Source organism: Microbacterium sp. NPDC057944 (genome assembly GCF_042887445.1).
Classification (GTDB): Bacteria; Actinomycetota; Actinomycetes; order Actinomycetales; family Microbacteriaceae; genus Microbacterium; species Microbacterium natoriense.
This window is the reverse complement of sequence record NZ_JBHVPJ010000001.1, coordinates 996,450-1,021,475: the sequence shown is the minus strand read 5'-3', so window position 1 is coordinate 1,021,475 and position 25,026 is coordinate 996,450. Positions and strand designations below refer to the sequence as shown.

At 70.1% G+C, this 25,026-nt stretch carries 26 protein-coding genes; 17 read left to right on the top strand and 9 right to left on the bottom strand.

The window, feature by feature from the left end; genetic code table 11:
• The first annotated feature begins 451 nt into the window (after positions 1-451).
• The 11 genes from ACFVRO_RS04605 (at position 452) to ACFVRO_RS04555 (ending at position 12,859) form a co-directional block, all read left to right on the top strand.
• A complete protein-coding gene (locus ACFVRO_RS04605) occupies positions 452-1,105 on the top strand; it encodes an IMPACT family protein (protein ID WP_386949749.1) in 654 nt (217 codons plus the stop codon).
• A 465-nt stretch (positions 1,106-1,570) separates the two neighbouring features.
• A complete protein-coding gene (locus tag ACFVRO_RS04600; RefSeq protein WP_386949747.1) occupies positions 1,571-2,485 on the top strand; it encodes a J domain-containing protein in 915 nt (304 codons plus the stop codon).
• 145 nt (positions 2,486-2,630) lie between these two features.
• Positions 2,631-3,662, top strand: coding sequence for a LacI family DNA-binding transcriptional regulator (locus tag ACFVRO_RS04595; RefSeq protein WP_386949744.1), 1,032 nt, complete (start codon positions 2,631-2,633; stop codon positions 3,660-3,662).
• The gene (locus ACFVRO_RS04590; RefSeq protein WP_386949741.1) at positions 3,659-4,924 is read left to right on the top strand and encodes an ABC transporter substrate-binding protein; all 1,266 of its coding nucleotides are present in this window, start codon (positions 3,659-3,661) and stop codon (positions 4,922-4,924) included. The genes ACFVRO_RS04595 and ACFVRO_RS04590 overlap by 4 nt, the downstream gene beginning before the upstream one ends.
• Positions 4,925-4,928: 4 nt before the next feature.
• Positions 4,929-5,825, top strand: coding sequence for a carbohydrate ABC transporter permease (locus ACFVRO_RS04585; RefSeq protein ID WP_223585546.1), 897 nt, complete (start codon positions 4,929-4,931; stop codon positions 5,823-5,825).
• Positions 5,822-6,664 (top strand): carbohydrate ABC transporter permease, encoded by an 843-nt coding sequence (locus ACFVRO_RS04580; RefSeq protein ID WP_341940882.1) that lies wholly within the window; start codon positions 5,822-5,824, stop codon positions 6,662-6,664. The genes ACFVRO_RS04585 and ACFVRO_RS04580 overlap by 4 nt, the downstream gene beginning before the upstream one ends.
• Before the next feature lie 15 nt (positions 6,665-6,679).
• Positions 6,680-7,669 (top strand): glycoside hydrolase family 130 protein, encoded by a 990-nt coding sequence (locus ACFVRO_RS04575; RefSeq protein WP_105675901.1) that lies wholly within the window; start codon positions 6,680-6,682, stop codon positions 7,667-7,669.
• A 48-nt stretch (positions 7,670-7,717) separates the two neighbouring features.
• A complete protein-coding gene (locus ACFVRO_RS04570) occupies positions 7,718-9,748 on the top strand; it encodes a hypothetical protein (protein ID WP_386949738.1) in 2,031 nt (676 codons plus the stop codon).
• A 77-nt stretch (positions 9,749-9,825) separates the two neighbouring features.
• The gene (locus ACFVRO_RS04565; RefSeq protein WP_386949736.1) at positions 9,826-10,809 is read left to right on the top strand and encodes a squalene cyclase; all 984 of its coding nucleotides are present in this window, start codon (positions 9,826-9,828) and stop codon (positions 10,807-10,809) included.
• Between the two features lie 30 nt (positions 10,810-10,839).
• Positions 10,840-11,262: a Fur family transcriptional regulator gene (locus ACFVRO_RS04560; protein WP_223585543.1), complete on the top strand. Its 423-nt coding sequence runs from the start codon at positions 10,840-10,842 to the stop codon at positions 11,260-11,262.
• 142 nt (positions 11,263-11,404) lie between these two features.
• On the top strand, positions 11,405-12,859 hold the full coding sequence (locus ACFVRO_RS04555; RefSeq protein WP_386951591.1) for a catalase: 1,455 nt from the start codon (positions 11,405-11,407) through the stop codon (positions 12,857-12,859).
• Positions 12,860-13,053: 194 nt separating this feature from the next.
• Here the strand turns inward: ACFVRO_RS04555 and ACFVRO_RS04550 are convergent, their stop codons facing one another.
• Entirely contained in the window at positions 13,054-13,491 is a 438-nt protein-coding gene (locus tag ACFVRO_RS04550) for a helix-turn-helix domain-containing protein (protein WP_105675893.1), read from the bottom strand.
• Positions 13,492-13,546: 55 nt separating this feature from the next.
• Between ACFVRO_RS04550 and ACFVRO_RS04545 the strand changes: the two genes are divergently transcribed.
• On the top strand, positions 13,547-13,912 hold the full coding sequence (locus ACFVRO_RS04545) for a DoxX family protein (RefSeq protein WP_341940874.1): 366 nt from the start codon (positions 13,547-13,549) through the stop codon (positions 13,910-13,912).
• 19 nt (positions 13,913-13,931) lie between these two features.
• On the opposite strand, the gene ACFVRO_RS04540 is transcribed toward ACFVRO_RS04545, so the two are convergent.
• Positions 13,932-14,723, bottom strand: coding sequence for a phosphotransferase (locus ACFVRO_RS04540; protein WP_386949733.1), 792 nt, complete (start codon positions 14,721-14,723; stop codon positions 13,932-13,934).
• A gap of 89 nt (positions 14,724-14,812) precedes the next feature.
• Between ACFVRO_RS04540 and ACFVRO_RS04535 the strand changes: the two genes are divergently transcribed.
• Positions 14,813-15,613, top strand: a complete 801-nt coding sequence (locus ACFVRO_RS04535) for an alpha/beta hydrolase (RefSeq protein WP_344011016.1) — start codon at positions 14,813-14,815, stop codon at positions 15,611-15,613.
• 287 nt (positions 15,614-15,900) lie between these two features.
• Here ACFVRO_RS04535 and msrA read toward each other — a convergent pair whose 3' ends face one another.
• Together msrA and msrB are read right to left on the bottom strand one after the other, a co-directional pair.
• A complete protein-coding gene (gene msrA / locus ACFVRO_RS04530; RefSeq protein ID WP_386949731.1) occupies positions 15,901-16,446 on the bottom strand; it encodes a peptide-methionine (S)-S-oxide reductase MsrA in 546 nt (181 codons plus the stop codon).
• A complete protein-coding gene (gene msrB / locus ACFVRO_RS04525; protein WP_105675885.1) occupies positions 16,443-16,916 on the bottom strand; it encodes a peptide-methionine (R)-S-oxide reductase MsrB in 474 nt (157 codons plus the stop codon). The genes msrA and msrB overlap by 4 nt, the downstream gene beginning before the upstream one ends.
• A 148-nt stretch (positions 16,917-17,064) precedes the next feature.
• On the opposite strand from msrB, the gene ACFVRO_RS04520 reads away from it, so the two are divergent.
• Positions 17,065-17,982: a DUF808 domain-containing protein gene (locus ACFVRO_RS04520; protein ID WP_386949728.1), complete on the top strand. Its 918-nt coding sequence runs from the start codon at positions 17,065-17,067 to the stop codon at positions 17,980-17,982.
• 15 nt (positions 17,983-17,997) lie between these two features.
• On the opposite strand, the gene ACFVRO_RS04515 is transcribed toward ACFVRO_RS04520, so the two are convergent.
• Complete coding sequence (locus tag ACFVRO_RS04515) at positions 17,998-19,158, bottom strand: agmatine deiminase family protein (protein WP_386949725.1); 1,161 nt, start codon at positions 19,156-19,158, stop codon at positions 17,998-18,000.
• A gap of 11 nt (positions 19,159-19,169) precedes the next feature.
• A complete protein-coding gene (locus tag ACFVRO_RS04510; RefSeq protein ID WP_386949722.1) occupies positions 19,170-20,171 on the bottom strand; it encodes a Gfo/Idh/MocA family protein in 1,002 nt (333 codons plus the stop codon).
• Between the two features lie 203 nt (positions 20,172-20,374).
• Here ACFVRO_RS04510 and ACFVRO_RS04505 point away from each other — a divergent pair, with 203 nt between their 5' ends.
• Both ACFVRO_RS04505 and ACFVRO_RS04500 read left to right on the top strand, forming a co-directional pair.
• The gene (locus ACFVRO_RS04505; RefSeq protein WP_386949720.1) at positions 20,375-21,616 is read left to right on the top strand and encodes a hypothetical protein; all 1,242 of its coding nucleotides are present in this window, start codon (positions 20,375-20,377) and stop codon (positions 21,614-21,616) included.
• Entirely contained in the window at positions 21,613-22,224 is a 612-nt protein-coding gene (locus tag ACFVRO_RS04500) for a LysE family translocator (protein ID WP_386949717.1), read from the top strand. The genes ACFVRO_RS04505 and ACFVRO_RS04500 overlap by 4 nt, the downstream gene beginning before the upstream one ends.
• Positions 22,225-22,292: 68 nt before the next feature.
• Here the strand turns inward: ACFVRO_RS04500 and ACFVRO_RS04495 are convergent, their stop codons facing one another.
• From ACFVRO_RS04495 to ACFVRO_RS04485, 3 genes are all read right to left on the bottom strand, one after another.
• Entirely contained in the window at positions 22,293-23,153 is an 861-nt protein-coding gene (locus tag ACFVRO_RS04495) for a serine hydrolase domain-containing protein (RefSeq protein ID WP_386949714.1), read from the bottom strand.
• A 534-nt stretch (positions 23,154-23,687) separates the two neighbouring features.
• Positions 23,688-24,056, bottom strand: a complete 369-nt coding sequence (locus ACFVRO_RS04490; protein ID WP_386949711.1) for a type II toxin-antitoxin system VapC family toxin — start codon at positions 24,054-24,056, stop codon at positions 23,688-23,690.
• Between the two features lie 5 nt (positions 24,057-24,061).
• A complete protein-coding gene (locus tag ACFVRO_RS04485; protein WP_386949708.1) occupies positions 24,062-24,307 on the bottom strand; it encodes a ribbon-helix-helix protein, CopG family in 246 nt (81 codons plus the stop codon).
• A 204-nt stretch (positions 24,308-24,511) separates the two neighbouring features.
• Between ACFVRO_RS04485 and ACFVRO_RS04480 the strand changes: the two genes are divergently transcribed.
• Positions 24,512-25,024, top strand: a complete 513-nt coding sequence (locus tag ACFVRO_RS04480; RefSeq protein WP_386949705.1) for a GNAT family N-acetyltransferase — start codon at positions 24,512-24,514, stop codon at positions 25,022-25,024.
• Positions 25,025-25,026 lie beyond the last annotated feature (2 nt).

The following is a 25,026-nucleotide window of genomic DNA, read 5'->3' as shown; positions in this document are numbered from 1 at the left end:
CCGGGTCGCGTCGGGTCACGTCGCGTCGCGTCGGGGCGCGTCGACTTCACGTGCACTCGGCGAGTGCACGGCATCCCGACCTCGACAGGCCGTGCACTCGGCGGCTTCACGTGCACTCGGCGGCGTCGCGCCCACAGGCGGGGTTTACGTGCGCTCGGCGAGATCACGTGCACTCGGCGAGTGCACAGCATCCCGACGTCGACAGGCCGTGCACTCGGCGACGTCACGTGCACTCGGCGGCTTCACGCCCACAGGCGGGGTTGCGCCCACAGGCGGGGTTTACGTGCACTCGCCGAGATGCCGTGCACTCGGCGAGTGCACAGCATCCCGACCTCGACAGGCCGTGCACTCGGCGACGTCACGTGCACTCGGCGGCTTCACGCCCACAGGCGGGGTTTACATGCACTCGGCGAGATCGCGTGCGTGCACGCGGCGGGGCTAGCGTGGCGGGGTGAGCACAGACCGCAGCTACCCGACGACGATCGCCGCGGGCGTGGAGCACGAACTCGTCATCAAGAAGTCGCGGTTCATCGCCCACGTCGAGCCCGTCGCCTCGGTGGCGGAGGCGGATGCCGTCATCGCCGGCATCCGCAAACGGTTCTGGGACGCACGGCACAACTGCAGCGCGATGGTCACCGGCCTGCTCGGCGACCAGGCGCGGTCATCGGATGACGGAGAGCCGTCAGGCACAGCCGGCATCCCGATGCTCGAGGTGCTGCGGCGTCGGGAGCTCACCGATGTCGTGGCCGTGGTCACCCGGTACTTCGGCGGCGTCAAGCTCGGAGCCGGCGGACTCGTGCGCGCCTACTCCACCGCCGTCTCGGAGGCGCTGGATCTCGCGTCGCCCGTGCGGCGGGAGTCGCTCACGCAGGCGACGGTGGTCGTGCCCCACGCGGATGCCGGCCGCTACGACAACCTGCTGCGCGACTGGGCCGGCCACCACGGCGCGACGCTGGGCGCACCGAGCTACGGCGCGGCGGCGACCCTCGAGCTCTGGGCGCCAGCCGCGGCGCTCGCCTCCCTGGGCGACGACCTCGCCGCCGCATCCGCCGGCGCCGTGACGCCCGTCTTCGGCGCCGAGCGCATCGTCGACGTGCCCGGCTGACCGCCCGTCGTCGCGTCCACGTGTCCCGTTCGCCCGCGCCCGCCCATCGCCCGTCGCCCGCCACCGGAGTCCCATCCGCCCGCGCCCGCCCGACGCCCACCACCGAAGTCCCGTCCGCCCCCCGCATCCACGTTCCCGTCCGCCCCCGCATCCACGCCCACCCGCGCCCGCCCGACGCCGAAGTCCGTCGGCCGTCGCCGCCCATCGCCGGTCGCCCTCACGGGGCCTCGCCGAGTGCACGGCCTCACGACGGCAGCATCCCGCCGGGCTCTGCTGGAAGGCCCAGAGCATCTGCACGCGGCGCGGCGTGTCGACCGGCGGCACGCAGCACCGGCATCCGATGCTCTGGGTTTTCCTGACGAGCGCGTGTCGACCGGCGCCGCGCCGCACGGGGTGTGATCGGTGCGGGGCGTCCGCACCCCGGCACGGCGGATACGCTGGATCAGAGCTGCCGGAAGGAGCGAGATGTTCGACAGCCCGCTCTCGGCCTCTGCGTACGAGGTGCTCGGCGTCGACCCGACGGTCGACCACGACGAGCTGCGGCGCGCCTACCGGCTGCGCCTGCGCCAGACGCACCCCGACACGGGAGGCGACGCCGCCGTGTTCATCCAGGTGCAGTACGCGTGGGAGCTCATCGGCACCCCCGAGGGCCGCGCCGCGTACGACCGCGGGCACGGATTCGTCGAGGAGAGCGAGTGGAGCGGATGGCGCGTGCAGACCGCCCGTCCGGACACACGGCCTCGCGCCCGCTCCTACGGGCACCCCGGTGGATGGCGCCGGGAGCGGTACATCACGCTGATCCGCGAGTGGGCGGGCGTCGGCGTGGAGGTCCCCGATCCCTACGACCCCGCGCTGGTCCGTCAGGCGCCGCGCGAACTGCGCCGAATGCTCGCAGATGCGCTGGCGGAGGAGGAGACGGCACGGACCGTCTCCGACCTCGGCATGGGCTTCACGATCTGGCATGACGTGGCCACGGGGGCGGATGCCGACGACAAGCTCGACCATGTCGTCCTCAGCCCGTCCGGTCTCTACGGCGTGATGTCGGAGGACTTCGGCGGGGTGGTCGGATTCCGCCGCGGCGAGATCACGGGTCCGACCGTCGGGGTCCGCGCCCCCGTCACCGCGCTCCTCGGACGCATGCGCGTGACGGCACGTGCCGCACGGGTGCGGTTCGGCGGCGCCATCGTCGTACTGCCGGACGACGACCTCGTGCAGGCCGTCACTCCGCTGGGCACCGTGCGCGGCATCCCGGTCGTCGTCGTGCGCCGGAGCGCGCTGGGCATGGTGCTCCGCCAGGGCGTGCCAGGGGTGCGCGCGATCGGCGGCAACGAGCTCTTCGACGTCCGCACGCGCCTGCAGCAGACCGTGCGATTCGTCTGAGCGGCGCGCTCGCCCGCGATCTACGGCCTAGCGGCATCCACTCCCCTCACAACTGACGGGTTCCGCGCCGAGCGTTGACTCGGTCAATCAAACCGGTTTACACTCATCAAACCGGTTCACTCCGGTCTTTCCACGAGGAGGTGGCATGAGCCGCACGACGATCGCCGATGTCGCCCGCGAGGCCGGCGTCACGAAGGCGACGGTGTCGCACGCCCTGAGCGGCAACCGCCCGATCTCCGAGGAGACCCGCGCGAAGGTCCTCGCGGCGGCCGAGAAGCTCAACTGGGCGCCCAGCCAGAGCGCCAGGGCCCTCGCGAACCGCCGCGCCAACGCCGTGGCCGTCGTCCTCGCCCGCGACCCCGAGGTCATCGCGAACGACTCGTTCTTCCCCGCCTTCATCGCCGGAGTGGAGTCCGTCCTCGCCGAGACCGAGACGGCTCTCATCCTCCAGGTGGTCCCCGACCGCGACGCCGAGGAGCGCGCCTACCGCTCGCTCACCCACGGCCGCGCAGACGGAGCGCTCCTGCTCGACCTCCGCGACGACGACTGGCGCGTGCCCTTCCTCGACGAGCTCGAGCTGCCGACGGTCCTGGTCGGCGCCTACGACCAGCCGCACTCGTTCTCCTGCGTCCGCACCGACGATGCGACCCCCGTGCGCGAGATCATCGCCCACCTGCGCGACGCGGGTCACGAGCGCATCGCGCACATCTCCGGCCCGCTCGCCTACGTGCACTCCCGCGCCCGCGCCGAGGCCTACACCGACGAGATCGGCGGCGACGAGCTGCTGCGCGAGGGCGACTTCACCGCCGCGAGCGGACGCGCGCTGACCGAGGAGCTGCTCGCTCTTCCCGAGCGCCCCACCGCGATCGTCTACGCGAACGACACCATGGCGATCGCCGGCCTGTCCTACGCGCGCTCGCAGGGCCTCTCGATCCCCGACGACCTCGCTATCGCCGGATTCGACGACGACCACCTGTCCGCCCACCTCTCTCCGGCGCTGACCAGCGTCTCGTCGGACCCCGCCGCGCGAGGTCGCGCGGCCGCCCGCCTCCTGCGGGCAGACATCCTCGGAGCGCAGCCGCGCACCGAGATCGTCGACTGCAACGTCGTGCACTTCCGCGAGAGCACAGCGGCGCCGTCGGCCGCCGCACCCACCGTGTCGAGGAGGACACCATGAAGAAGATCCGTGCAGCAGCACTCGTCGGAGTCGTCGCGCTCGTCGCGACCGGATGCTCGGCCGGAGGCGGCGACGCCTCGGGCTCGGCCGACGGAAAGGGACCGATCAAGGTCTGGCTGTCGAACAACGAGCAGGAGGTGGCCTGGGGTCACGCCGTCGTCGACGCCTGGAACAAGGAGCACCCCGACGAGAAGGTGACCGCGCAGGAGATCCCGGCCGGATCCTCCTCCGAAGAGGCGATCACCGCGGCGATCACCGCCGGCACCGCACCGTGCCTCGTGTACAACGTGGCCCCGGCCGCCGTCTCCGGATGGGTCAAGCAGGGCGGCCTCGTCGACCTCAGCAAGCTCGACGGCGGCGACGACTACATCACCTCGCGCGGCGGAGAGCTCGCCGCCTACAAGACCGACGACAGCTTCTACCAGCTGCCGTGGAAGTCCAACCCGGTGATGGTCATGTACAACAAGGCCCTCTTCCAGGCCGCGGGCATCGACCCCGAAGACCCGCAGATGGACACCTACGACACCTTCCTCGAGGGGTCCAAGAAGATCGTGGCGTCCGGCGTGCAGAGCGCGATCTGGCCGGCTCCGACCAGCGAGTTCTACCAGCCGTGGTTCGACTTCTATCCGCTGTACCTCGCCGAGACCGACGGCACCATGCTGGTCGAAGACGGCAAGGCCACGTTCGACTCGGATGCCGGAAAGAAGGTCGCCGAGTTCTGGAAGACGATCTACGACGAGAAGCTGGCCCCGAACGAGGCCTCGACCGACGACGCGATGTCGGCGGGCACCACGGCCATGCAGCTCGCCGGCCCGTGGGCGATCCCGTCGTACGCCGACACCGTCGACGTCGGCTTCATGCCGGTGCCGACCAGCGACGGTCGCGACAACCCGACGACCTTCGCCGACTCCAAGAGCGTCTCGATGTTCACGGCGTGCAAGAACCAGGGCACCGCGTGGGACTTCCTGCAGTTCTCCACGAACGAGGACAGCGACGGCCAGCTGCTGGAGCTCACCGGTCAGATGCCGATGCGCACCGACCTCGCCGGCACCTACCCCGACTACTTCTCCGCGAACCCGGACTACACGGCCTTCGCGAAGCAGGTCGAGGCGACGGCTGACGTGCCCAGCATCCCGAACTCCGTCGAGGCCTGGCAGGCCTTCCGCGACGAGTACTCGTCGGCCGTGATCTTCGGCAAGACCTCCATCGACGAGTTCCTGAAGACGGCGGCCTCGAAGATCGACAAGCTCGTCGCCGAGTGACGTCATGACCGACAACCGGCGGCTGCGCACCCGATGGCTGGGTGCGCAGCCGATCGGCGGCCTCTTCGCGCTGCCGTACTTCGTCTTCGTGATCGCGATCTTCGCGTATCCGCTCGCCTTCGCCGTCTACATCGCCTTCCACGACTACTTCTTCACCGCCCCCGGCACGGAGGTCGAGCGCCCGTTCGTCGGCTTCGACAACTTCGTCACGGTGCTCACCGACCCGCGGGTCATCGACTCGTTCCGCAACACGCTCGTGTTCCTCGTGATCAACGTGCCGCTGACCGCGGTGCTGTCGCTGATCCTCGCGGCGGCGCTGAACACCGGCATCCGCTGGGTCGCCGCCTACCGCGTGGCGTTCTACGTGCCGTATCTGACGGCGAGCGTCTCGCTCGTGGGCGTGTGGATGCTGCTGTTCTCGGGCAACGGACTGATCAACACGATCCTCGGTCCGCTCGCCCCCGACCCCTCATGGCTCGTCAACAGCGGACTCGCGATGCCGATGATCGCGCTGTACGTGACGTGGAAGCAGCTGGGCTTCTACATCCTCCTGTACCTGGCCGCGCTGCAGAACGTGCCGAAGGAGCTGTACGAATCGGCCGAGACCGACGGCGCCGGCATCCTCTCCCGATTCCGTCACGTGACCGTGCCCGGCGTCCGCAGCGCGACGACCCTCGTGCTGATCCTCTCGATCATCACCGGCGCCAACCTCTTCACCGAGCCGTACCTGCTCACGAACGGCGGCGGCCCCGACGGCGCCTCGTCCACCCCCGTGCTGCTCATCTACCAGCTGGGCATCCAGCAGCAGAACCCCGACACCGCCGCGGCGATCGGCATGATCCTCGTGGTCCTGGTCGGGATGCTGTCGCTCGCCGCCAACCGCGCGACCAGGGAGCGATGATGACCCGCAGACGTTCAGTCCCCCGCATCCTGAGCATCATCGTGCTCACGATCGCGGCGATCGGCTTCGCCTTCCCGTTCTACTTCATGCTCGTGGGGGCGTTCCAGAAGAACCCCACGAACTCCCCGAACGAGCTCTTCCCGACGAGCGGGTGGACGGTCGACAACTTCGTCGCGATCGACTCGCGCATCGATCTGGCGGGTTCCCTGCTGAACTCGCTCATCTTCACGGCGGGCGTGCTGCTCGGCACGGTCGTGTTCGGGCTGCTCGCCGGCTACGCGATCGCCCGGCTCGACTTCCGCGGTCGCGGGGTCATCTGGGTGCTCATGCTGCTCGTGCAGATGGTGCCGTTCCAGCTGCTCATGATCCCGCTGTACGTGCAGATCACGCGCAGCTACGGCCTGGGCGACTCGTATCTGGGCATGATCCTGCCGTTCCTCATCAACACGACCGCGGTCTTCATCTTCACGCAGTTCTTCAAGGCGCTGCCCGTGGAGATCTTCGAGGCGGCGCGGATCGACGGGGCCGGTGAGATCCGCCTGCTGACCTCGGTGGCGCTCCCGCTGATCCGGCCGGTGCTCGTGACCGTCGTGCTGGTGACCTTCATCGGCCCGTGGAACGAGTTCCTGTGGCCGTTCCTCATCACCAAGGACTCGAGCCTTCAGCCGCTCGCCGTGTCCCTCGCCAACTACATCTCGAACGTGGCGCAGTCCACCGCCAACCCCAACGGCGCGATCCTCGCGGGCGCCACCGCCCTCGCGTTCCCCGTCGTGATCCTGTTCATCGTCTTCCAGCGGTTCTTCACCGCCACCGACCTCGGCGCCGCCGTCAAGGGCTAGCCCAGAAAGGCATCCATGTTCACCGGAGCATCCTTCCCCCTCGGACCGTTCACCCCCTACGAGGGCAACCCCATCCTGCGCCCCCGCGGCGAGAGCTGGGAGTCGGCCAACCTGTACAACCCGGCCGCGCTGGTCGACGGCGACGAGGTCGTGCTGCTGTACCGCGCGCACGCCGACGACATCGTGTCGCACATCGGCATGGCCCGCTCCCGCGACGGGGTGACCTTCACGCGAGAGGATGCTCCGATCCTCTCTCCGTCCGAGGACTACGAGCGCTACGGCTGTGAGGACCCCCGCATCGCGCTGATCGACGGCACCTACTACCTCACCTACACGGGCTGGGACCGCCGCAGCGCCCAGCTGTGCCTGGCGACCTCGACCGATCTGCGCACCTGGACCAAGCACGGCCCGCTGTTCGAGGACTTCGACACGTTCAAGACCATGGATCCGCGCGGCTTCAACTGGTCGAAGGCCGGCGTGATCGTGCCGCAGCGGATGCACGGCAAATGGTGGATGTACTTCGGCGAGGGCGCGATCTACTGGGCCACGAGCGACGACCTCATCCACTGGACGCCGGGCACCGCAGACACCGACCCCATGTACTCCCCCACGCCGGGCACGTGGGACGAGGCCCTGGTCGAGATCGGCGCCTCCCCCGTGCTCGCCGACAACGGACTGCTCGTGTTCCTCACGAACGGCGCGACCCGCACGATCAACGACGACGGATCGGTCGACGTCGACTACCGCTGCGGGCAGATCGCGATCGACCCCGACGAGCCGACGAAGGTCATCGCCCGGCTGCAGGAGCCGTGGCTGCGGCCGCAGTCGTTCGAGGACCTGCACGGACTCATCTCGAACGTGACCTTCATCGAGGGGCTCGTGAAGTTCCACGGCAGGTGGTTCGCGTATTACGGCCAGTCCGACACCACGCTCGCCGTCGCGATCCACGATCCGGCGGAGCCGTGGGGCCGCGCGCTGCGCGAGCCCGCGGCCGACCTCTCCTGATCGCCCCTCACGAACCCCGCTCCACCGACAGCACGAAGAAGTGATGACATGGACACCTCACGACGCACCTTCCTGACCATCGCGGCGACGGCATCCGCCCTCGCCCTGATCCCGGTCGACGCGGCCGTCGGCGCGACGAGCGCAGCTCCAGGCCTCGCCGGTCCGCTGCCGCTCGATGCCGCCCGACGCCCGCGCCTGACCAATCTCGCGCACCTGCGCTTCCTGCTCGCCGACGTTCCCGTCGCCGCGAGCGCCGAGCACACCACGTTCGGCATCGACACCCGGCCGACAGTGCGGGCGCCGTGGACCTACGCGGATGCCGACGGCGCGGGCGGCTTCCGCCGCGTCGGAGGAGGGAACCGCGATGCGGTGACCGGCTACTGGAGTCAGGGCGCGTACAACGCCGACGACATCGCGCGCGCGGCCGTCGTGCTGCTGCGGGATTGGAAGGCGACGGGCGACGCACAGAGCCGCGACGAGGCGCGCGACCTGCTGCGCTCGCTCGCGTTCCTGCAGACCACGAGCGGGCCGAACGCCGGCCGCGTGGTGCTGTGGCAGCAGGAGGACGGCACGCTGAACCCCAGCGCGATCCCGGTCGAGCTGCCCGACCCGTCCGACTCGGCGGAGTCGTACTGGCTCGCCCGGTCGGTGTGGGCGTTCGGCGAGGGCTATGCCGCGTTCCGTCGGGAGGATGCCGCGTTCGCGGAGTTCCTGCTGGCGCGGCTGCACCTGTGCCTCGACGCGCTCGGACGCGAGTCTCTCGGCCGTGCCGGGCAGTGGGCGCGCAGCGACGGCAGGAGGCTTCCGGCCTGGCTGATCGCGGGAGGGGCGGATGCCACGGCTGAGGCCATGCTCGGCCTCAGCGCCGCGGCCGAAGCGGGTGACTCCCGCAGTCGCGGCGCCCTGCAGACCTACGGCGAGGGTGTGGCAGCGATGGCGACGGACCCGCGGGCGGGCTGGCCGTTCGGAGCCGTGCTGCCGTGGACCGGTTCGCTCGGTTTCTGGCACGCGTGGGGCTCGGCCGCTCCCGAGGCGCTCGCCCGCGCGGGCGCCGTGCTGCGCCGCCGCGACTGGACGGCGGCGGCCGCGGCCGATGCCGGGCGCTTCACGCCCCAGGTGCTCGCGGCGGGAGGGCCGAGCAACGCCTGGGCCCCGCTTCCCGCGGAGGCGCAGATCGCCTACGGCGCGCACGGACGAGTGGCCGGTGCGGTCGCCGCGGGCGGCGAGGGACACCGCGTGCTCGCTGGGCTGGCCGCGGGGTGGTTCTTCGGCGCCAACACCGCCGGCATCTCGACGTACGACCCGGCGACCGGCGTGACGTTCGACGGCGTCGAGACCGACGGCCGCGTGAACCGCAACTCCGGCGCGGAGTCCACGATCCACGGGTTGCTGACCATGCTGCTGCTCGACGCGAACCGCGACATCGCGCAGATCGCGACCTCGATCACGGGCCTGACCTCGCACTCGGGTCTGCGCGTGATCGACGCGGAGACCGCCCGGCTCTCCCCCGGCAGCACGGTCGTGCGCCCGGCCGGCGGGGCCTGGACCGGCGAGGGCAATCTGTCGGGCGGGGCGTACGTGCAGGTCCCGCGGGGCGAGTGGGTGGAGTTCGACGTGACGGAGGCCGGCGGCATCCTGCACGGTCTCGTCTGGCGACAGGCAGCGGATGCCGGAGATGCCGTGTGGGAGCTGTTCCGCGGACGACGTCGCCTGTGGACGACCAAGACACCAGCGGGCGGGACCGGCGATCGCGGACTCACCGAGGCAGACGGCATGCTCGTGCCGCAGCTGCTCGGCGGAGACCTGCCTGCCGAGCAGGTCACGGTGCGCTGCACGAGTCGGGGCGACGTGCGGCTCGACGCACTGGTGATCCAGCCGCGCGTCGTGAGCGCGGTGTACGCGACGACGACGGGGGCCGCGGTGCTCTACGCCAACGGCTCCCGGTCGGACGAGCGGGTCGCCCCGCTGGCCCCTGGCTCCGGTCGCGCGTACGACGCGGATGGATCACAGCACGGCCAGGCCGCCCAGGGAGGACGGGTCCGCGTGCGCGGCGAGGGCTTCACGATCACGCGCGGCTGAGGGCATCCCGTGCCGCTCCTCCGGTCCTCGGTACGGAGGTCTGGCCCGTGTCCGAAACGGGGAGTAGGGTGCGGCGCATGACGGTGTCCACGGAGGTACGGGAGTGGCTGCTCGACGGCGATCCGGCCGTGCGATGGCAGGTCGAGCGCGACATGCTCGGTCTACCGGAGGAGGTGTGGTCGTCGACCAGGGCGCTCGTCGCGATCGAGGGTTTCGGGGCCGCGCTGCTCGGGGTGCAGGATGCGGACGGACGGTGGGCAGGAGGGGCGCACTTCCCCGGTGGTTTCTTCGACGCCGAGGAGCGGGAGCCTGGGCAGCCGTGGACGGCCACTTCCTGGTCACTCAACCAGCTGCGCGAGTGGGGGGTCGACGCCGTCGCGCTCGGAGACACGGCCGAACGCCTGGCGCGCAACTGCCGCTGGGAGTACGACGACATGCCGTTCTGGAGCGGCGAGGTCGACGTCTGCATCAACGCATTCACGCTCGCGAACGGCACCTGGTTGGGCGCGGACGTGTCACGCCTGGTGCGATGGTTCCCCGCGCATCGCCTGGCCGACGGCGGGTGGAACTGCGAGGCGGAGGAGGGGCGCTCCGTACGCTCGTCGTTCCACTCCACGCTCAACGCGCTGCGCGGAATGCTGTCGTACGAACGGACGACGGGCGACACCTCGCTGCGCGAGACCCGGCACGGCGGCGAGGAGTATCTGCTGCGCCGTCGGCTGCTGTACCGCGAGTCGACCGGTAAGCGCGTGGGCGACTTCGTCTCGGAGTTCACTTATCCGCACCGGCACCGTTACAGCGCACTGACCGCGCTCGATCACTTCCGCGAGGCGGCCCTGCTCGACGGCACGGAGCCCGATGCGCGGCTCGCGGATGCCGTGATGCTCGTCCGCGCCGCGCAGCGTCCGGACGGCACCTGGCTGCAGGGTGCGCCGCTTCCTGGGCGGACCTGGTTCGAGGTGGACGCGCCCGAGGGCGAGCCATCACGGTGGCTCACCCTGAGCGGCACGCGCGTGCTCGACTGGTGGAATGCCGCAACCTCGGACACGCCGTTCTTTTGAATCACTAAAAACAACGTGTACAGTCGAGGCATGGACACCGACCTCGACTCCGCGCTTCGCGACGCGGGTCTTCGTGCGACTGCGGGCCGCGTCGCCGTTCTCGAGGCGCTGGAGTCCATGGCCCACACGGATGCCGAGCGGGTCTACCGCGCGGTGTCCGACGTGCTTCCGACCACGTCGATCCAGTCGGTGCACAACATCCTCGCGGACCTGACGACGGCGGGCCTCATCCGCCGGATCGAACCGGCAGGCTCCGCGGCGCTCTACGAACGGCGCATCGGCGACAACCACCACCACGTCGTATGCACCCGGTGCGGTGCCATCGGCGACGTGGACTGCGTCGTCGGCGAGGCGCCGTGTCTCACCCCGTCGAACACGGGGGGATTCACCGTGCAGACCGCAGAAGTCACCTTCTGGGGCGTATGCCCCCGCTGCCAGGACGTCGCGCCCTAGAACCTTACGGGTTCGTCAGAACTCCCCCTGCGCGCCGCGCCCCTCGGCATCATCGAACGACCCCTCACCCCGGCGTCGCTGCATCGACGCGCGTCGGGGACCCCACTGAACACCGATACGAGACGAAAGTGAACGCATGACCATGTCAGACCTCCCCGGCACCACGACCCAGACCGGCACGCCCGTCGCCAGCGACGCGCACTCCCTGACCGTCGGAGCAGACGGCCCCACGGTCCTCCACGACCGCTACCTCGTCGAGAAGCTCGCCTCGTTCAACCGCGAGCGCGTGCCGGAGCGCAACCCGCACGCCAAGGGCGGCGGCGCGTTCGGCACGTTCACCGTGACCGAGGACGTGTCCGCGTACACCCGCGCCGCCGCGTTCCAGCCCGGAGCCGTGAGCGAGACGCTGCTCCGCTTCTCGTCCGTGGCGGGCGAGCAGGGGTCCCCCGACACCTGGCGCGACGTGCGCGGCTTCGCGCTGCGCTTCTACACGACGGAGGGCAACCTCGACATCGTCGGCAACAACACCCCGACGTTCTTCCTGCGCGACGCGATGAAGTTCCCCGACTTCATCCACTCGCAGAAGCGCCTCGGCGACTCGGGTCTGCGCAACGCCGACATGCAGTGGGACTTCTGGACGCTCTCCCCCGAGACCGCCCACCAGGTCACCTATCTCATGGGCGACCGCGGCCTGCCGGCATCCTGGCGCCACATGAACGGCTACGGCTCGCACACGTACCAGTGGGTCAACGCCGAGGGCGAGCGCTTCTGGGTGCAATACCACTTCCTGTCGAAGCAGGGCGTGGAGCGGATGGATGCCGCCGAGGCCGAGAAGCTCGCGGGATCGGATGCCGACTACTACCGTCGCGACCTGTTCGACGCGATCGCCCGCGGCGACAACCCCTCGTGGGACGTCTTCGTGCAGGTCATGCCGTACGAGGAGGGCAAGACCTACCGCTTCAACCCGTTCGACCTCACCAAGACGTGGTCGAAGAAGGACTACCCGCGCATCAAGGTCGGCACGTTCACCCTTGACCGCAACCCGCAGAACTTCTTCGCCGAGATCGAGCAGGCGGCGTTCTCGCCCGGCAACCAGGTTCCTGGCACGGGCATCTCGCCCGACAAGATGCTGATGGCGCGGGTGTTCGCGTACTCCGACGCGCAGCGCTACCGCATCGGCGCGAACTACAACCAGCTGCCGGTCAACCAGCCGCACGCGGCCGAGGTGCGCAATTACATGCACGAGGGCCAGATGCAGTACCGCTTCAACCCGGCCGAGCACCGCGTGTACACCCCGAACTCGTACGGTGCGGCCGGTGGACCCGCCGCAGACCCGGTTGCCGGCGTCGAGGCGAGCTGGGAGTCCGACGGCGAGCTGATCCGCGCCGCGGCGACCCTGCGACTGGACGACGACGACTTCGGCCAGGCCGGCACGCTGTACCGCACGGTCTTCGATGACGAGCAGCGCGCCCGGTTCCTGGACACCCTCACGGGTCAGGGCCGCGGCATCACCATCGACGCGATCCGCGAGCGCTTCTTCCAGTACTGGACGAACGTGGATGCCGCACTCGGCGAGGCGCTGCGCTCCCGCGTCTGATCCAGAAGGGGGACGGATGCCACGGCATCCGTCCCCCTTCTCTGTGTCCGCGGCTCCTTGTCGCATGTCTCGCATACCCATCGGCCCTCATCCGAAATTCGGAAGCATCTCAAGAAATCGGACCGTTTCGGGTCGATCATCCGAGATTCCGGCGATCGTCCGAAAATCGGATGCCGACTTCTGACCGACCGGAGTCAGGCGCGGGCGTCGTAGCGGGCGCGGGACTCCTCGATCGCGGGGTGGTTCGCGAGGGCCCAGTCGCCGATCGTGCGGGCGATCGGGATGAGCGTCTCGCCGCGTTCCGTGAGCTCGTACTCCACGCGGGGCGGCACCTCGGCGTGCACGGTGCGGGTGACCAGCCCGTCGCGTTCGAGCTGACGGAGCGTGAGCGTGAGCATCCGCTGGGAGATCCCGGGGATGTGCCGGAGCAGTTCGCTGAAGCGCAGCCGGTCGCCGCGCAGCGTCGCGATCAGCAGCAGCGACCACTTGTCACCGACCCGATCGAGCACCTCGCGGATCGCGCGGCCCGCCCCCTCGTCGATCGAGCACGAGTTCTCGTAGTCGGGGAAGCCCGCCGCATCGCAGCCATCGCTGTGCGTCGGTGACACCGATGTGCCTTTTGCACCAGTCATCCGATTGCTCCATTCTTGGTTACTGATCGTAACAAACACACAGAACGGAACACGGATGCTCGTCGCACTCTGGATCGTCAACGGGCTTCTCGCCCTCGCCATGCTCGGCGGAGGCGGCATGAAGCTCGTCACCCCCAAGGCGACCCTCGCCGAGCGGGGCATGGCCTGGACCGAGGACTTCTCCGCCGGAACCGTCAAGGCCATCGCCGCGCTCGAGGTCGTCGGCGCGCTCGGGCTGATCCTCCCGCTGCTGACGGGGATCGCGCCGATCCTCACACCCCTCGCCGGCACGGGCATCGCGATCATCATGATCGGCGCGGTCGTCGTGCACCTGCGTCGCAAGGAGGCCGCGACGCCGGCCCTCGTCCTCGCGGCGCTGGCCGTCGCGAGCGCCGTGCTCGGCTTCCTCGTCGTGCTCTGAGCGGCGACGACGGTCGCGGCTACCAGGTGAGCGGGTCGAGCCGCAGGTAGAACTCCTGGCGTTGCGGATCTCGCAGTGCCCCGTACAGGCGGTCGAAGTCGGCGTCGGCGCGGGAGGCGGATGCGGCGTCCGGCCAGGTCTCCCGCGCGTTCGCGAACAGCAGCGCCGTGTCGGCGTGCGGGTCGGCGCGTCCCAGGCGGCCGAGGTCGATGAGGCCCGTCACCGCTCGACGCTCGACGTCGACGAGGATGTTCGGCAGGCACAAGTCCCCGTGGCACACGACGAGGTCATCGGCCTCCTGCCGGGTGCGCGCGGGCACCTCGGCCTCGACCGGAGCGAGCAGCAGCGCAGCCGGCACGTCTCGGAGGTCGTCGGGAAGGAACTCCCGCTGCACGCGGTCGCCCGCGGCCACCGCTCTGGCGAGGGGCATCATGACCGCGAGGGTTCGGTCGAACGGGCAGTCGGCTGCGGGAAGGGCGTGCAGCGCGCGCACCGTCTCGGCGATCGCGGGCCACACGACGGCGAGATCGACGGGGTCGAGCACGTCGGCCGGAACCCCCGGCACCGCGGATGTCACGAGACACGCGCCGACGGCATCCGCCCGCCAGCCGAGCACGGACATGGTCGGGATGCCGGTCGTCGACAGCCACGCGATGCGATCGCGCTCCGCGGCGAGCGCATCGGCCTGCTCGGGGGCGACGAGCTTCGCATAGCTCTCCCCCGAGCGGTGCCGCAGCACGGTCGCTCCGGACTCGCCGGCGTCCACCGTCTCCCAGTCCCGACGATCGGACGGCAGCAGGGCGACGTTCATGACTCCATCCTGTCGCTCGCGCGCCGCCGGACGGCGTCACACGGGAACACTCGCGCGCCAGGCCCCGCGCACAGGGCCAAGATGGATGCGTGGCCGTTCCTCTCGCTGACCTGACCCGCATGCCCGAGCCGCAGCAGGTGTACTCCGCCGACGGCACCCGTCTCGCGACCTACACGTGGGGCGACCTCGACGCGCCCGTCGTCGTCGCCGTGCACGGATTCGCCTCCAACGCGCGCGACAACTGGGTGCTCACCGGGTGGGTCCGCGACCTCACCCGCGCCGGCTATCGCGTGCTCGCCCTCGACCAGCGCGGCCACGGTCTCAGCGAGAAGCCGCACGAGCCCGGCGACTACGGCATCCGCACTCTGGCCACCGACGTCGAGACGGTGATGGACGCCTACCTCGTCGACGACGCGTACTACCTCGGCTACTCGCTCGGCGCGCGCGTGGGGTGGGAGGTCATCCGCGATCTGCCCCAGCGCATCGGACGCGGCGTGCTCGGCGGCGTTCCAGACGGCATCCCCCTGGCCCGGCTGAACCTCGACCAGGTGCGTGCGTTCCTCGCCGACGGCACCCCTGTCGACGACCCCACGACGCAGAACTACATCGCCCTCACCGAGCGGGTGCCCGGCAACGACCTGCGCGCCCTGATCGCGCTCGCGGAGGGCATGCGCGCCTCCCGCACGATCGACCCCGACCCCGCCGACGCCCCGTCGAGCCCGATCCTCTTCGCCACAGGGTCGAAGGACGCGATCATCGAGGGGTCGAGGGCCCTGGCGGCCGCGGCCCCGCACGGGAGCTTCTTCGAGATCCCCGACCGCAACCACTTCAACGCCCCGGGCTCGCGCGCCTTCAAGGAGGCCGCGCTGGCGTTCCTCGCCGAGGGCTGACCGCGGCGCCTGGCGCGCCTCATCCCGCCCGATCTGATCCCCTTCGTCACGCTGCTGTTCCGCGGATCGCCCGCTTCCTCCGCCTCACGCTGCTCTCCGCTGCACACGCGGTCGAAACTTCTGCCGCGTGATCAGCGAACGACAGCGTGACCCGCAGAACAGCAGCGCGACCAGAACCCGGGCAGCGTGACCAGAACCCAACAGAACGACCCGCAGAACAGCAGCGCATTCGCGCCACACGACAGAGGCCGACGCCCCCATGAGGAGCGTCGGCCTCGGTGCGCGGATCAGAGAGCGGCGCTCTCCTCGCGCTTCGGCAGCACCCATCCCGCGCGCGGGAAGTGGCAGGTGTAGCCGTTGGGATAGCGGATCAGGTAGTCCTGGTGCTCGGGCTCGGCCTCCCAGAACGGACCATCGGGCTCGATCGTGGTCACGGCCTTGCCGGGCCACAGACCCGAGGCGTCGACGTCGGCGATCGTGTCGCGTGCGACCTGCTCCTGCTCGGGGGACAGCGGGAAGATCGCCGACCGGTAGCTCGACCCGATGTCGTTGCCCTGACGGTCCAGGGTCGACGGGTCGTGGATCTGGAAGAAGAACGCGAGGATGTCGCGGTACGTCGTCTTCGACGGGTCGAAGACGATCTCCACGGCCTCCGCGTGACCGGGGTGGTTGCGGTAGGTGGCGTGGTCGTTCGACCCGCCCGTGTAGCCGACCCGGGTGTCGAGCACGCCGGGCTGGCGGCGGATCAGGTCCTCCATGCCCCAGAAGCAGCCGCCGGCGAGCACGGCGGTCTCGGTGCCAGGGGTGCGGGTGATGGTTCCGGTGTCGGTCATGACTGCTCCTCGATGGGGGTGTCGGTGTGGGTGAAGAGGTCGCTGTATCGACCGTAGCCCTCTTCCTCCAGGCGGGATGCCGGGATGAAACGCAGGGCCGCGGAGTTCATGCAGTAGCGCAGGCCGCCGTCCTCGACGGGTCCGTCGTCGAAGACGTGCCCGAGGTGGCTGTCGGCGCCGGTGGAGCGCGCCTCCGTGCGCGACATCCACAGTGTGCGGTCGGTGCGGGTGGTGACGGCATCCGCGTCGATCGGCTTGGTGAAGCTCGGCCATCCGGTTCCGCTGTCGAACTTGTCGAGGGAGGAGAACAGCGGCTGGCCCGAGACGACGTCGACGTAGATGCCGTCGTCGTGGTTGTCCCAGTAGGCGTTGCGGAACGGCGGCTCGGTGCCGTCGCGCTGGGTGACCTTGTACTGCGCGTCGGTGAGGGCGCCGACCGCCTCGGCCGTCTTGCGGTAGTCGTGCGACATGATGCTCCTTGTCTGACGCGGCTGGCTGCAGCGTCATAAGGGAGAACGGATGCCGGCGCCGTTTTGGTCCCGCGGGGCTGGGAGCGCGCTGTGAGTTTCTGCGGACTCGGTAGAGTTGCTCCCCGACACTCGAAACAGGGGGACGCCCATGTCCGTTGGACTGCTCGCCGTCGTCGACGACATCCTGAGCGCGGCGATGAAGGCCTCGGCCAAGGCCGCCGGCGTCGTGATCGACGACGCCGCCGTCACACCGCAGTACGTGCAGGGCATCTCGCCCGCCCGCGAGCTGCCCGTGGTCGGCAAGATCGCGCTCGGATCTCTCGCGAACAAGTTCCTCATCATCATCCCGGTGGCGCTGCTGCTCACGGCCTTCGCCCCCTGGGTGCTGCCGTACCTGCTGATCCTCGGTGGGGCCTACCTCTGCTTCGAGGGCGCCGAGAAGGTGCTCGAGTGGTTCGGCGTGCAGCACGGCCATGAGGACGAGGGCGCCCGCGACGAGCGGAAGCTCGTGTTCGGCGCCGTCCGGACCGACCTGATCCTGTCGACCGAGATCATGCTCATCTCGCTCGCGAGCCTCGACAAGGGGCTCGACATCTGGATGACGCTCGCGATCCTCGCCGTGATCGCCCTGGTCATGACCGGCGTCGTCTACGGAGCGGTCGCCCTGCTCGTGAAGATCGACGACATCGGCCTGAAGATGGCCGAGAGCTCGGACAAGCGGGTCAGCCGCAACGGCACCCGCCTGGTGAACGCGATGCCCGCGGTGTTCCGGTTCATCAGCATCCTGGGCACCGTCGCGATGCTCTGGGTCGGCGGGCACCTCGTGCTCGTGAACCTCGCCGAGGTGGGCGTGCACTTCGGCGCCGACATCCTGCACGGCATCGAGGAGCTCCTCCACGCCGCAGGACCGGTGATCGTGTGGATCGGCGACACCCTGTTCTCGGCGATCGCCGGCCTCGCGGTGGGCCTCGTCATCGTCGGCATCGTGCTCGGCATCGGACGGATGCTGGGCAAGAAGGTCGAGTTCCACGAGGGCGAGGAGTCGCCGAGCGCGGCTCGCCACTGACGCCCGCTCGCGGCGTCAGTCCCCCTCGGGAGTCCCCGGGAGGTCGTGCGTCGCGCAGTGGATGCCGCCGCCACCGGAGGCGACCGTGTCGATCGCGACCGGGACGACCTCGCGGCCGGGGAACTGCTCCCGCAGGATGCCCTGTGCACGGTCGTCGGCGCGCCGGTCCCCGAACTCCGGCACGTAGACCGCACCGTTGCCGATCAGGAAGTTCACGTACGAGGCGAGGAAATCGTCGCCTCCCCCGCGGATCTCGGCGAAGTCCGGCTGCGGGAGCTCGACGACGTCGAAGCGCCGGCCGTCGGCATCCGTCTGCTCCGCCAGCACCGACCGCGCCTGCGCGGTTGAGCGCGACCACACGTCGTCCGGGGCGCCGGGGCCGGGAACGTCGAGCAGCACGACGCCAGGCGCGGTGAAGCGCACGAGGGAGTCGACGTGCGCATCGGTGATGTCCTCGCCGTAGACCCCGTCGAACCAGACGACCGTGCGCATCCCGAGGAGGTCGCGCAGACGAGCCTCGATGTCGTCGCGGCTCCGGCCGGGGTTGCGGTTGTCGTTGACGATCGAGCTCTCCGTGATCAGGAGCGTTCCCCGCCCGTCGGTCTCGAAGGAGCCGCCCTCGGCGACGACGTCGGACGCCACTCTCGGGATGCCGAAGTCGCGCAGCAGCTCTCGGGCGACGGCGCCGTCGTGAGGATGCTCCTGCTTGCCGCCCCAGCCGTTGAAGCCGAAGTCCACGCCCACGACGCCCTCGGGCCCTTCGACGAAGACGGGCACGGTGTCGCGCGCCCACAGATCGTCCACGGGCAGTTCCCGCACCTCCACCGCGCGCCCGCATTTCCGCGCCGCGCCGGCGACGTCACCGGGCGAGGCGAGCATGACGACGGGCTCGAACTCGGCGATGGCGCGTGCCAGCCCGGCGATGTCGTCCCGCACCCACGCCAGGTCCTCACCCCAGATCAGGGCTGTGGGCCATGACATCACCGTCAGCTCGTGGCTCTCCCACTCGGCAGGCATGCGGCGCATCCCGTGCTCCTTCCCCTCGTCTGCGGACTCCTCCGCGTGATCGTCCGTCGGCCGCGTCGGCGCGGCGTCGTTCTCGGGCGCGCACCCGAGCAGCGCGCCCGCACCGAGCATCCCGAGTCCGGCAGCGGCGAGCAGACTCCGTCGCGACACGAGCCGAGACATCAGCTCGGCCGTGGCCCATCGGCCGCCTTGGCCGCGTCCAGCCAGCCCGTGCAGAGTCGGGCGATCGCCGCGCTGTCGGCCCAGGTCATCTCCGGCGCCTCGACCCGCCCTTCGGCGAGCGCGAGCGACACGGCATCCGCCTCTGCGCCCATCGGCTGCACGACCGGGACGGTCACCACACGCTCCTCCGCACCCCGTCGCAGGATGAGCGAGGAGGGACTCTCGGTGCGGCTGCCCCAGGCGTCGGGCATCACGATGTCGCCCTCGGCGCAGTGCAGCACGGCGGCCCCAGGCATCTCGCGGATGACGGCCGTGCGCAGCTCGACCGCGAGGTCGCCGATCGTCAGGTGCGCCGTGGTGTCGGCATCCACCCCGTTCACCCATTCGGCGCTCACGTCGCCGAAGGCTGCCGGAAGCCCGCCGCGTCCCGACACGGTCGCCACCTCGATCGCGAGGGATGCCGGATAGCAGCCCACGTCGAGGATCGCTCCCCCGGCGAGCGCCGGGTCGAACGCACGACCGGTGCGCGGGGACTGGTCGTAGCCGAAGCCCGCGACGAGCGAGAGCGGCTCCCCCAGCTCACGGTCGGCGATCAGCCCGCGTAGCAGGTCGGCGAAGGGACCGAAGCGCTGCTTGAACGCCTCGACGAACGGGCGCCCCGAGCGCGCCGCGGCCGCGAGCACAAGATCGGTCTCCGCGGCGGTCGGGGTGATCGGTTTCTCGCACAGCACCGCCTTTCCCGCCTCGAGCGCGCGGATCGCGAGGGCCGAGTGCGTCGTGTGCACGGTGCCGATGTAGACGGCATCCACGTCTTCTCTGGCGAGGATCTCGTCGTAGGTGCCGGATGCCGCGGCGCCGTGCTCGGCTGCGAAGGCCGCGGCCCGCTCCGGCGCGGAGCTGCCGACGGCGTGCAGCACGCCGAGGTGCGAGCTCCGGAGCCCCGTGGCGAAGTCCCCGCTGATCACTCCCGGGCCGAGCACGGCCCATCGCGTCCTGGTCATGGCGATCTCCTTCTGCGCTGCGGCTGGACTCTCGAGGGCACCTGGCGGTGGCGCGGATGCCGGCGGCCGCTGCCGCGACGGGCAGACCCTCGACGTCGATCATCGCAGAGCAGGCGCGGCGCACCGAGCGCCTGCACGTCGGAGCCGACGAACATGCCGAAGCCGGGGCGCGACCCGCGACCGTGTGCCGTATCCTCGGCTCCATGTCTTCCGCACGCCGTCGCCGTCGATCGCGAACACGTCCGGCCTCCGTGCCCGCCGCGACCGTGAGACGCGACGCCGACCGCTGGTTCCGCGAGCAGGGTCTGCCGACCTTCGTGCCACTGCGCCGCTGGTTCACCGATCTGCCTCGACGCGTCGCCCCGCTGCTCACCTGGGTCACCGTCGCCGGGTTCCTCCTCACCGGCGGGCTCACCCTCGCGCTGGGCATCGCCATCGGGCTCTACGGCGACGACGACGAAGACGACACCGTGATCGCCGTGCTCGTGCTCGTGCTGCTCCTGCTCGCGCTCGCCATCGCCTGGCTCGCCTTCGCGCTCGTGCGGTTCGCGGTGCGACGGCTGCCCGTCGGCATCGGGACGGCGGTCGCGGCATCCGTCATCGTGCTGTGCGCCGCGGCCCTCATCGCCGGCGGCTACGCCGTCGACCGCCAGGCCACGGTCAGCCCGGTGCTCGAGACCCTGGTGATCATCGCGGTGTGCGTGCTCATCACCGGCATGGGCGGCGGCGCCCTCATCTCCTGGGCCTCGCGCCTCGCCGTGCGCAACGCCTCCGCCATCGGCCACATGGCGTCGATCGCCCTCCCGGTGATCCTGATGCTCGTGGTGTTCGCCTTCTTCTCCGCCGAGGTCTGGCAGATGGCGTCCGCACTGCACGGCTCCTCGCTCGCCCTCGTCGGCCTGGTCATCGGAGCCCTCGCGACCATCGTCGTGCTGCGCGTGAGCGCGGGCGAGATCGACGACGAGACCTACGCCCCGACGCCCGAGCAGCGCGCCGCGCTCCTGCTCGACACTCCCGCCGAGCGCATCGGCGCGGCGTCCGGCTCGCGGCATCCGCTCCGGTGGCCGCAGCGGATGAACATCCTGCTCGTCATGACGTTCGCGCAGCTGCTGCAGGCGCTGTTCTTCGCGGCGCTGCTGTGCGCCCTGCTGATCGTCATCGGGTCGGTCGCGATCCCGTTCGGCGTCGTCGAGCTCTGGGTCGGACCGGGCAGCGCCACCCAGCCGCTCCCGGTCGAGCCGCTCGTGATCGGCGGCGCCAAGCTCACCGTCACCGTCAACCTCATCAAGGCGGCCACCCTGCTCTCGCTGATCGCGACGCTGCCGTTCATCTTCTCGGCGGTGAGCGAACCCCGCTACCGGGAGCGCTTCTTCGACCCGATCATGGCCGACCTGCGCCGCGCGATCGTCGTGCGCGACGCCCTGAGCACGAAGGCGAACCTGTGACCATCGCATTCCTCCTCACCACGCTGGTCGTGGTGGCCACGCCGGGCACCGGAGCGGTCTACTCGATCGCCGCCGGGCTCTCGCGCGGGACCAGAGCCGGCGTCATCGCCGCGTTCGGCTGCACGCTCGGCGTCATCCCGCACATGATCGCCGCCATCACCGGTCTCGCCGCGATCCTCAACGCCTCGGCCATCGCGTTCCAGACAATCAAGTGGCTGGGCGTCGCCTACCTGCTGTATCTCGCCTGGCAGACGCTCCGAGACCGGTCGGCGCTCGACGTCGAGAAGAGCGCCGAGCCGGTGTCGTCGTGGCGTGTCATCCGCACCGCTGTGCTCATCAACGTGTTGAACCCGAAGCTCACGATCTTCTTCTTCGCTTTCCTGCCGCAGTTCGTGCCGGCGGGCGCCCCGGATGCGACTTGGCAGATGGTGTGGCTGAGCCTGGTGTTCATGGCGGTGACCTTCGTGGTCTTCGCCCTGTACGGCGCCTTCGCCGCTGCCATGCGCACGCACGTCATCACCCGACCGCGCGTGATGACGTGGCTGCGCCGCACCTTCGCCGCGACCTACGTGCTGCTCGCCGGACGGTTGGCCGTGGAGCGCGCGTAAGGTCCGCGCACCACGGCCTCGCGTCGAGGCCTGCAACCGCCGCCCACGGCGACGGACCGCTGGCAGGATCAGCCGAGGGCTTCGAGCGCCTCGGCCGCGATCTCGGCGAGCCTGTGATCGCGGTGCTCCTCGTGCGCGGTGATCGCGACGACAGCATCCGCCGCCTCGTCGACGATCACGTACTGGCCGTACAGCCCGTCCAGGCGCCACGTGCGCCCGGGACCCTGCCAGGCGGCGAGCCCGTACCGGTCGCGGTGCTCAGTCGGGATCCAGTGCGAATGCATCCGCTCGATCCACGCCCGGCTCACGAGCCCTCCCCCGCCGTCGCGGAGAACACGGCCGATGCGCGCGAGCTCCTCGGTGCGCAGCTCGAGTCCGGTTCCGCCGATGATCCATCCGAGCGGGCACCGGTGCCACTGCGGGTTGTCGATGCCGAGCGGGTCGAACAGCCGTGGCAGCAGCCAGTCGCGCACGTCTCCGACGACCGCCCCCAGCATCCGCATCGCGACGTAGGTGCTGGCGTCGGAGTATTGGAACACCGCACCCGGCCCCCGAGTCGGACGCCGGAGCGTCTCGACCGCGAGATCGGGCCATTCGACGGGCTGGCTCCCGAACCAGGCGAAGTCGATGCCGCTCGTCATCGTGAGCAGATGCTCGAGCGTGACCTCCTCGACGCCCTCCCCCGGCGACGGGACCTCGAGCAGTTCGAGTGCACGGGCGCCGAGCGCGAGCAGCCCCTCGTCGATTGCGATCCCCACGGCCAGGGCGCTCACACCTTTGGACACGGAGTAGACGTTCTCACGGTCGTCGCTGCGCCAGCGGTGTCCTGCCTCGGAATCACCGATCCCCACGTGGATGCCGTAGGCGTTGAGCCGCTCCGCATCGATCCCGGCCACGATCGCGTCGCGCACCTCGTCAGCTGCCGTCATCCGTCCAGCCTGCCAGCCGCCTCCGACACCGGCGGTGCGCTGTGCGTCGTCACGGGGCTGGGCGCGACCGTTGCGGTCGGCGGATGTTGCGGAGCATCCATCGGACGATGGCTTGGGAGGAGATCGTGCCCCACAGGGTCGAGAGGGGAAGAGGGAGCAATGCCAGGTAGAGGCCGGCGCCGTCCCTGCGCCACAGCGATATGAAGAGAAGGAGGAAGAACACCGTGACGGCTGCGCAGGCGATCAGCGTCAGGAGGTGCCAGGTCAGGAGAAAGACTCGGTTCCCGAGTCCGCTCCAGAGGAACTCGTCGGGGGTGGTGAGCCGTGCGCCAGGATACGGGAGGAACACGAACCGATCACCGGCCCGGACATCGGCGCGCAGGTACTTTCGGGCGAATGCCGCCCCTGGTGTCCTCTGCCACGCGGGGAGCGGATCCGACGATGCATCACGCTTCACTATCAGCCTCCGATGATCACGCTAACGCAGTCACCGGGCCGGTGAACCGAGCCCGGGCGTCACGATGCCGCACCGGCTCAGTACGGCGCGGTCAGACCCGCGATCATCGGGAAGTGCTTCACGTTCCTCGTCAACAGGCGCGCGCCCAGCAGCTCCGCCGTGGCGGCGATGATGAAGTCCGCCGCGTCGATGCCCGTGAAGGCGGGCAGCCAGCGTCGGCCGAGCCCGCCGGCCGCTTCGGCGATCTGACGGTCGACGGGATGCCACACGATGACATCGAGCAGCGGCTCGATCCGCGCGAGCTCCTGTTCACGGATCAGCACGAGCAGCTCGGCGCGCACGATCTCACTGGAGTGCAGTCCGCCGTCCGTCGCAGCCGTGCGAAGTGCGTCCCGCGCCGCCGGCAGACCCCGCGAATGATCGATCAGCACCGACGTGTCGATCACGCTGATCATGCGAGCCTGGCACCCGAACGCAGCCCGTCGACGAGAGCGCCGCCGTCGACATCCGTCACGATCACGCCGAACGTCGCGTCGAGGGCCGCCTCGACCCGATCCTGGTCGCCGGCCACCCCGTAGGTGGTGTGGATCGCCTCCCGGATGAGCGCGCTCATGGACAGACCGGTGCGCTTCGCTACCGCGTCGAGGACGCGGCGGTCCTCGTCGCTCAGCGATATCTGGGTGCGGGTGAGAGCCATGATGTAAGAACTATACATCATGGCTTCGCCAGGTCCGAGGTGATGGCATCCGCCCATCATGACGACTCCACGGGGATGCCGCCGCAGCCGGCTCCCGACATCCCCGGTACCTGTGCACAGGATCCCGTATGCCGCGCGCCGTGGAGGAGACAAGTCCCTGCTACCGTCGGCGATGCGCGCCCCCACGCGCCGGAGGAGACAGCCGTGCACATCAGAGACGCCGAGATCGCCGATCTCGAGACGATCGCCGAGATCTACAACGACGCGGTGAGAAACACCACCGCGATCTGGAACGAGACGGTGGTCGACGTCGACGACCGTGCCGTCTGGCTCGCCGAGCGGCTGCGCGCCGGGTTCCCCGTGATCGTCGCATCCGACGAGACCGGCGTCCTCGGCTACGCGTCCTTCGGCAGCTGGCGGGCCTTCGACGGCTACCGGCACACGGTCGAGCACTCGGTCTACGTGCGCGGCGATCAGCGCGGACGCGGCATCGGCAAGACCCTCATGGTCGAGCTGATCGCACGTGCCCGCGCCCTCGGAAAGCACGTCATGATCGCGGCCGTCGAGAGCGGCAACGTCGGCTCGATCGCCCTGCACGAGCGCCTCGGCTTCGTCGAGACCGGCCGCCTGCCGCAGGTCGGCGCGAAGTTCGGTCGCTGGCTCGACCTCACGTTTCTGCAGCTGACCCTCGACGACTCCTCCGCCCCCGGCGACTGATC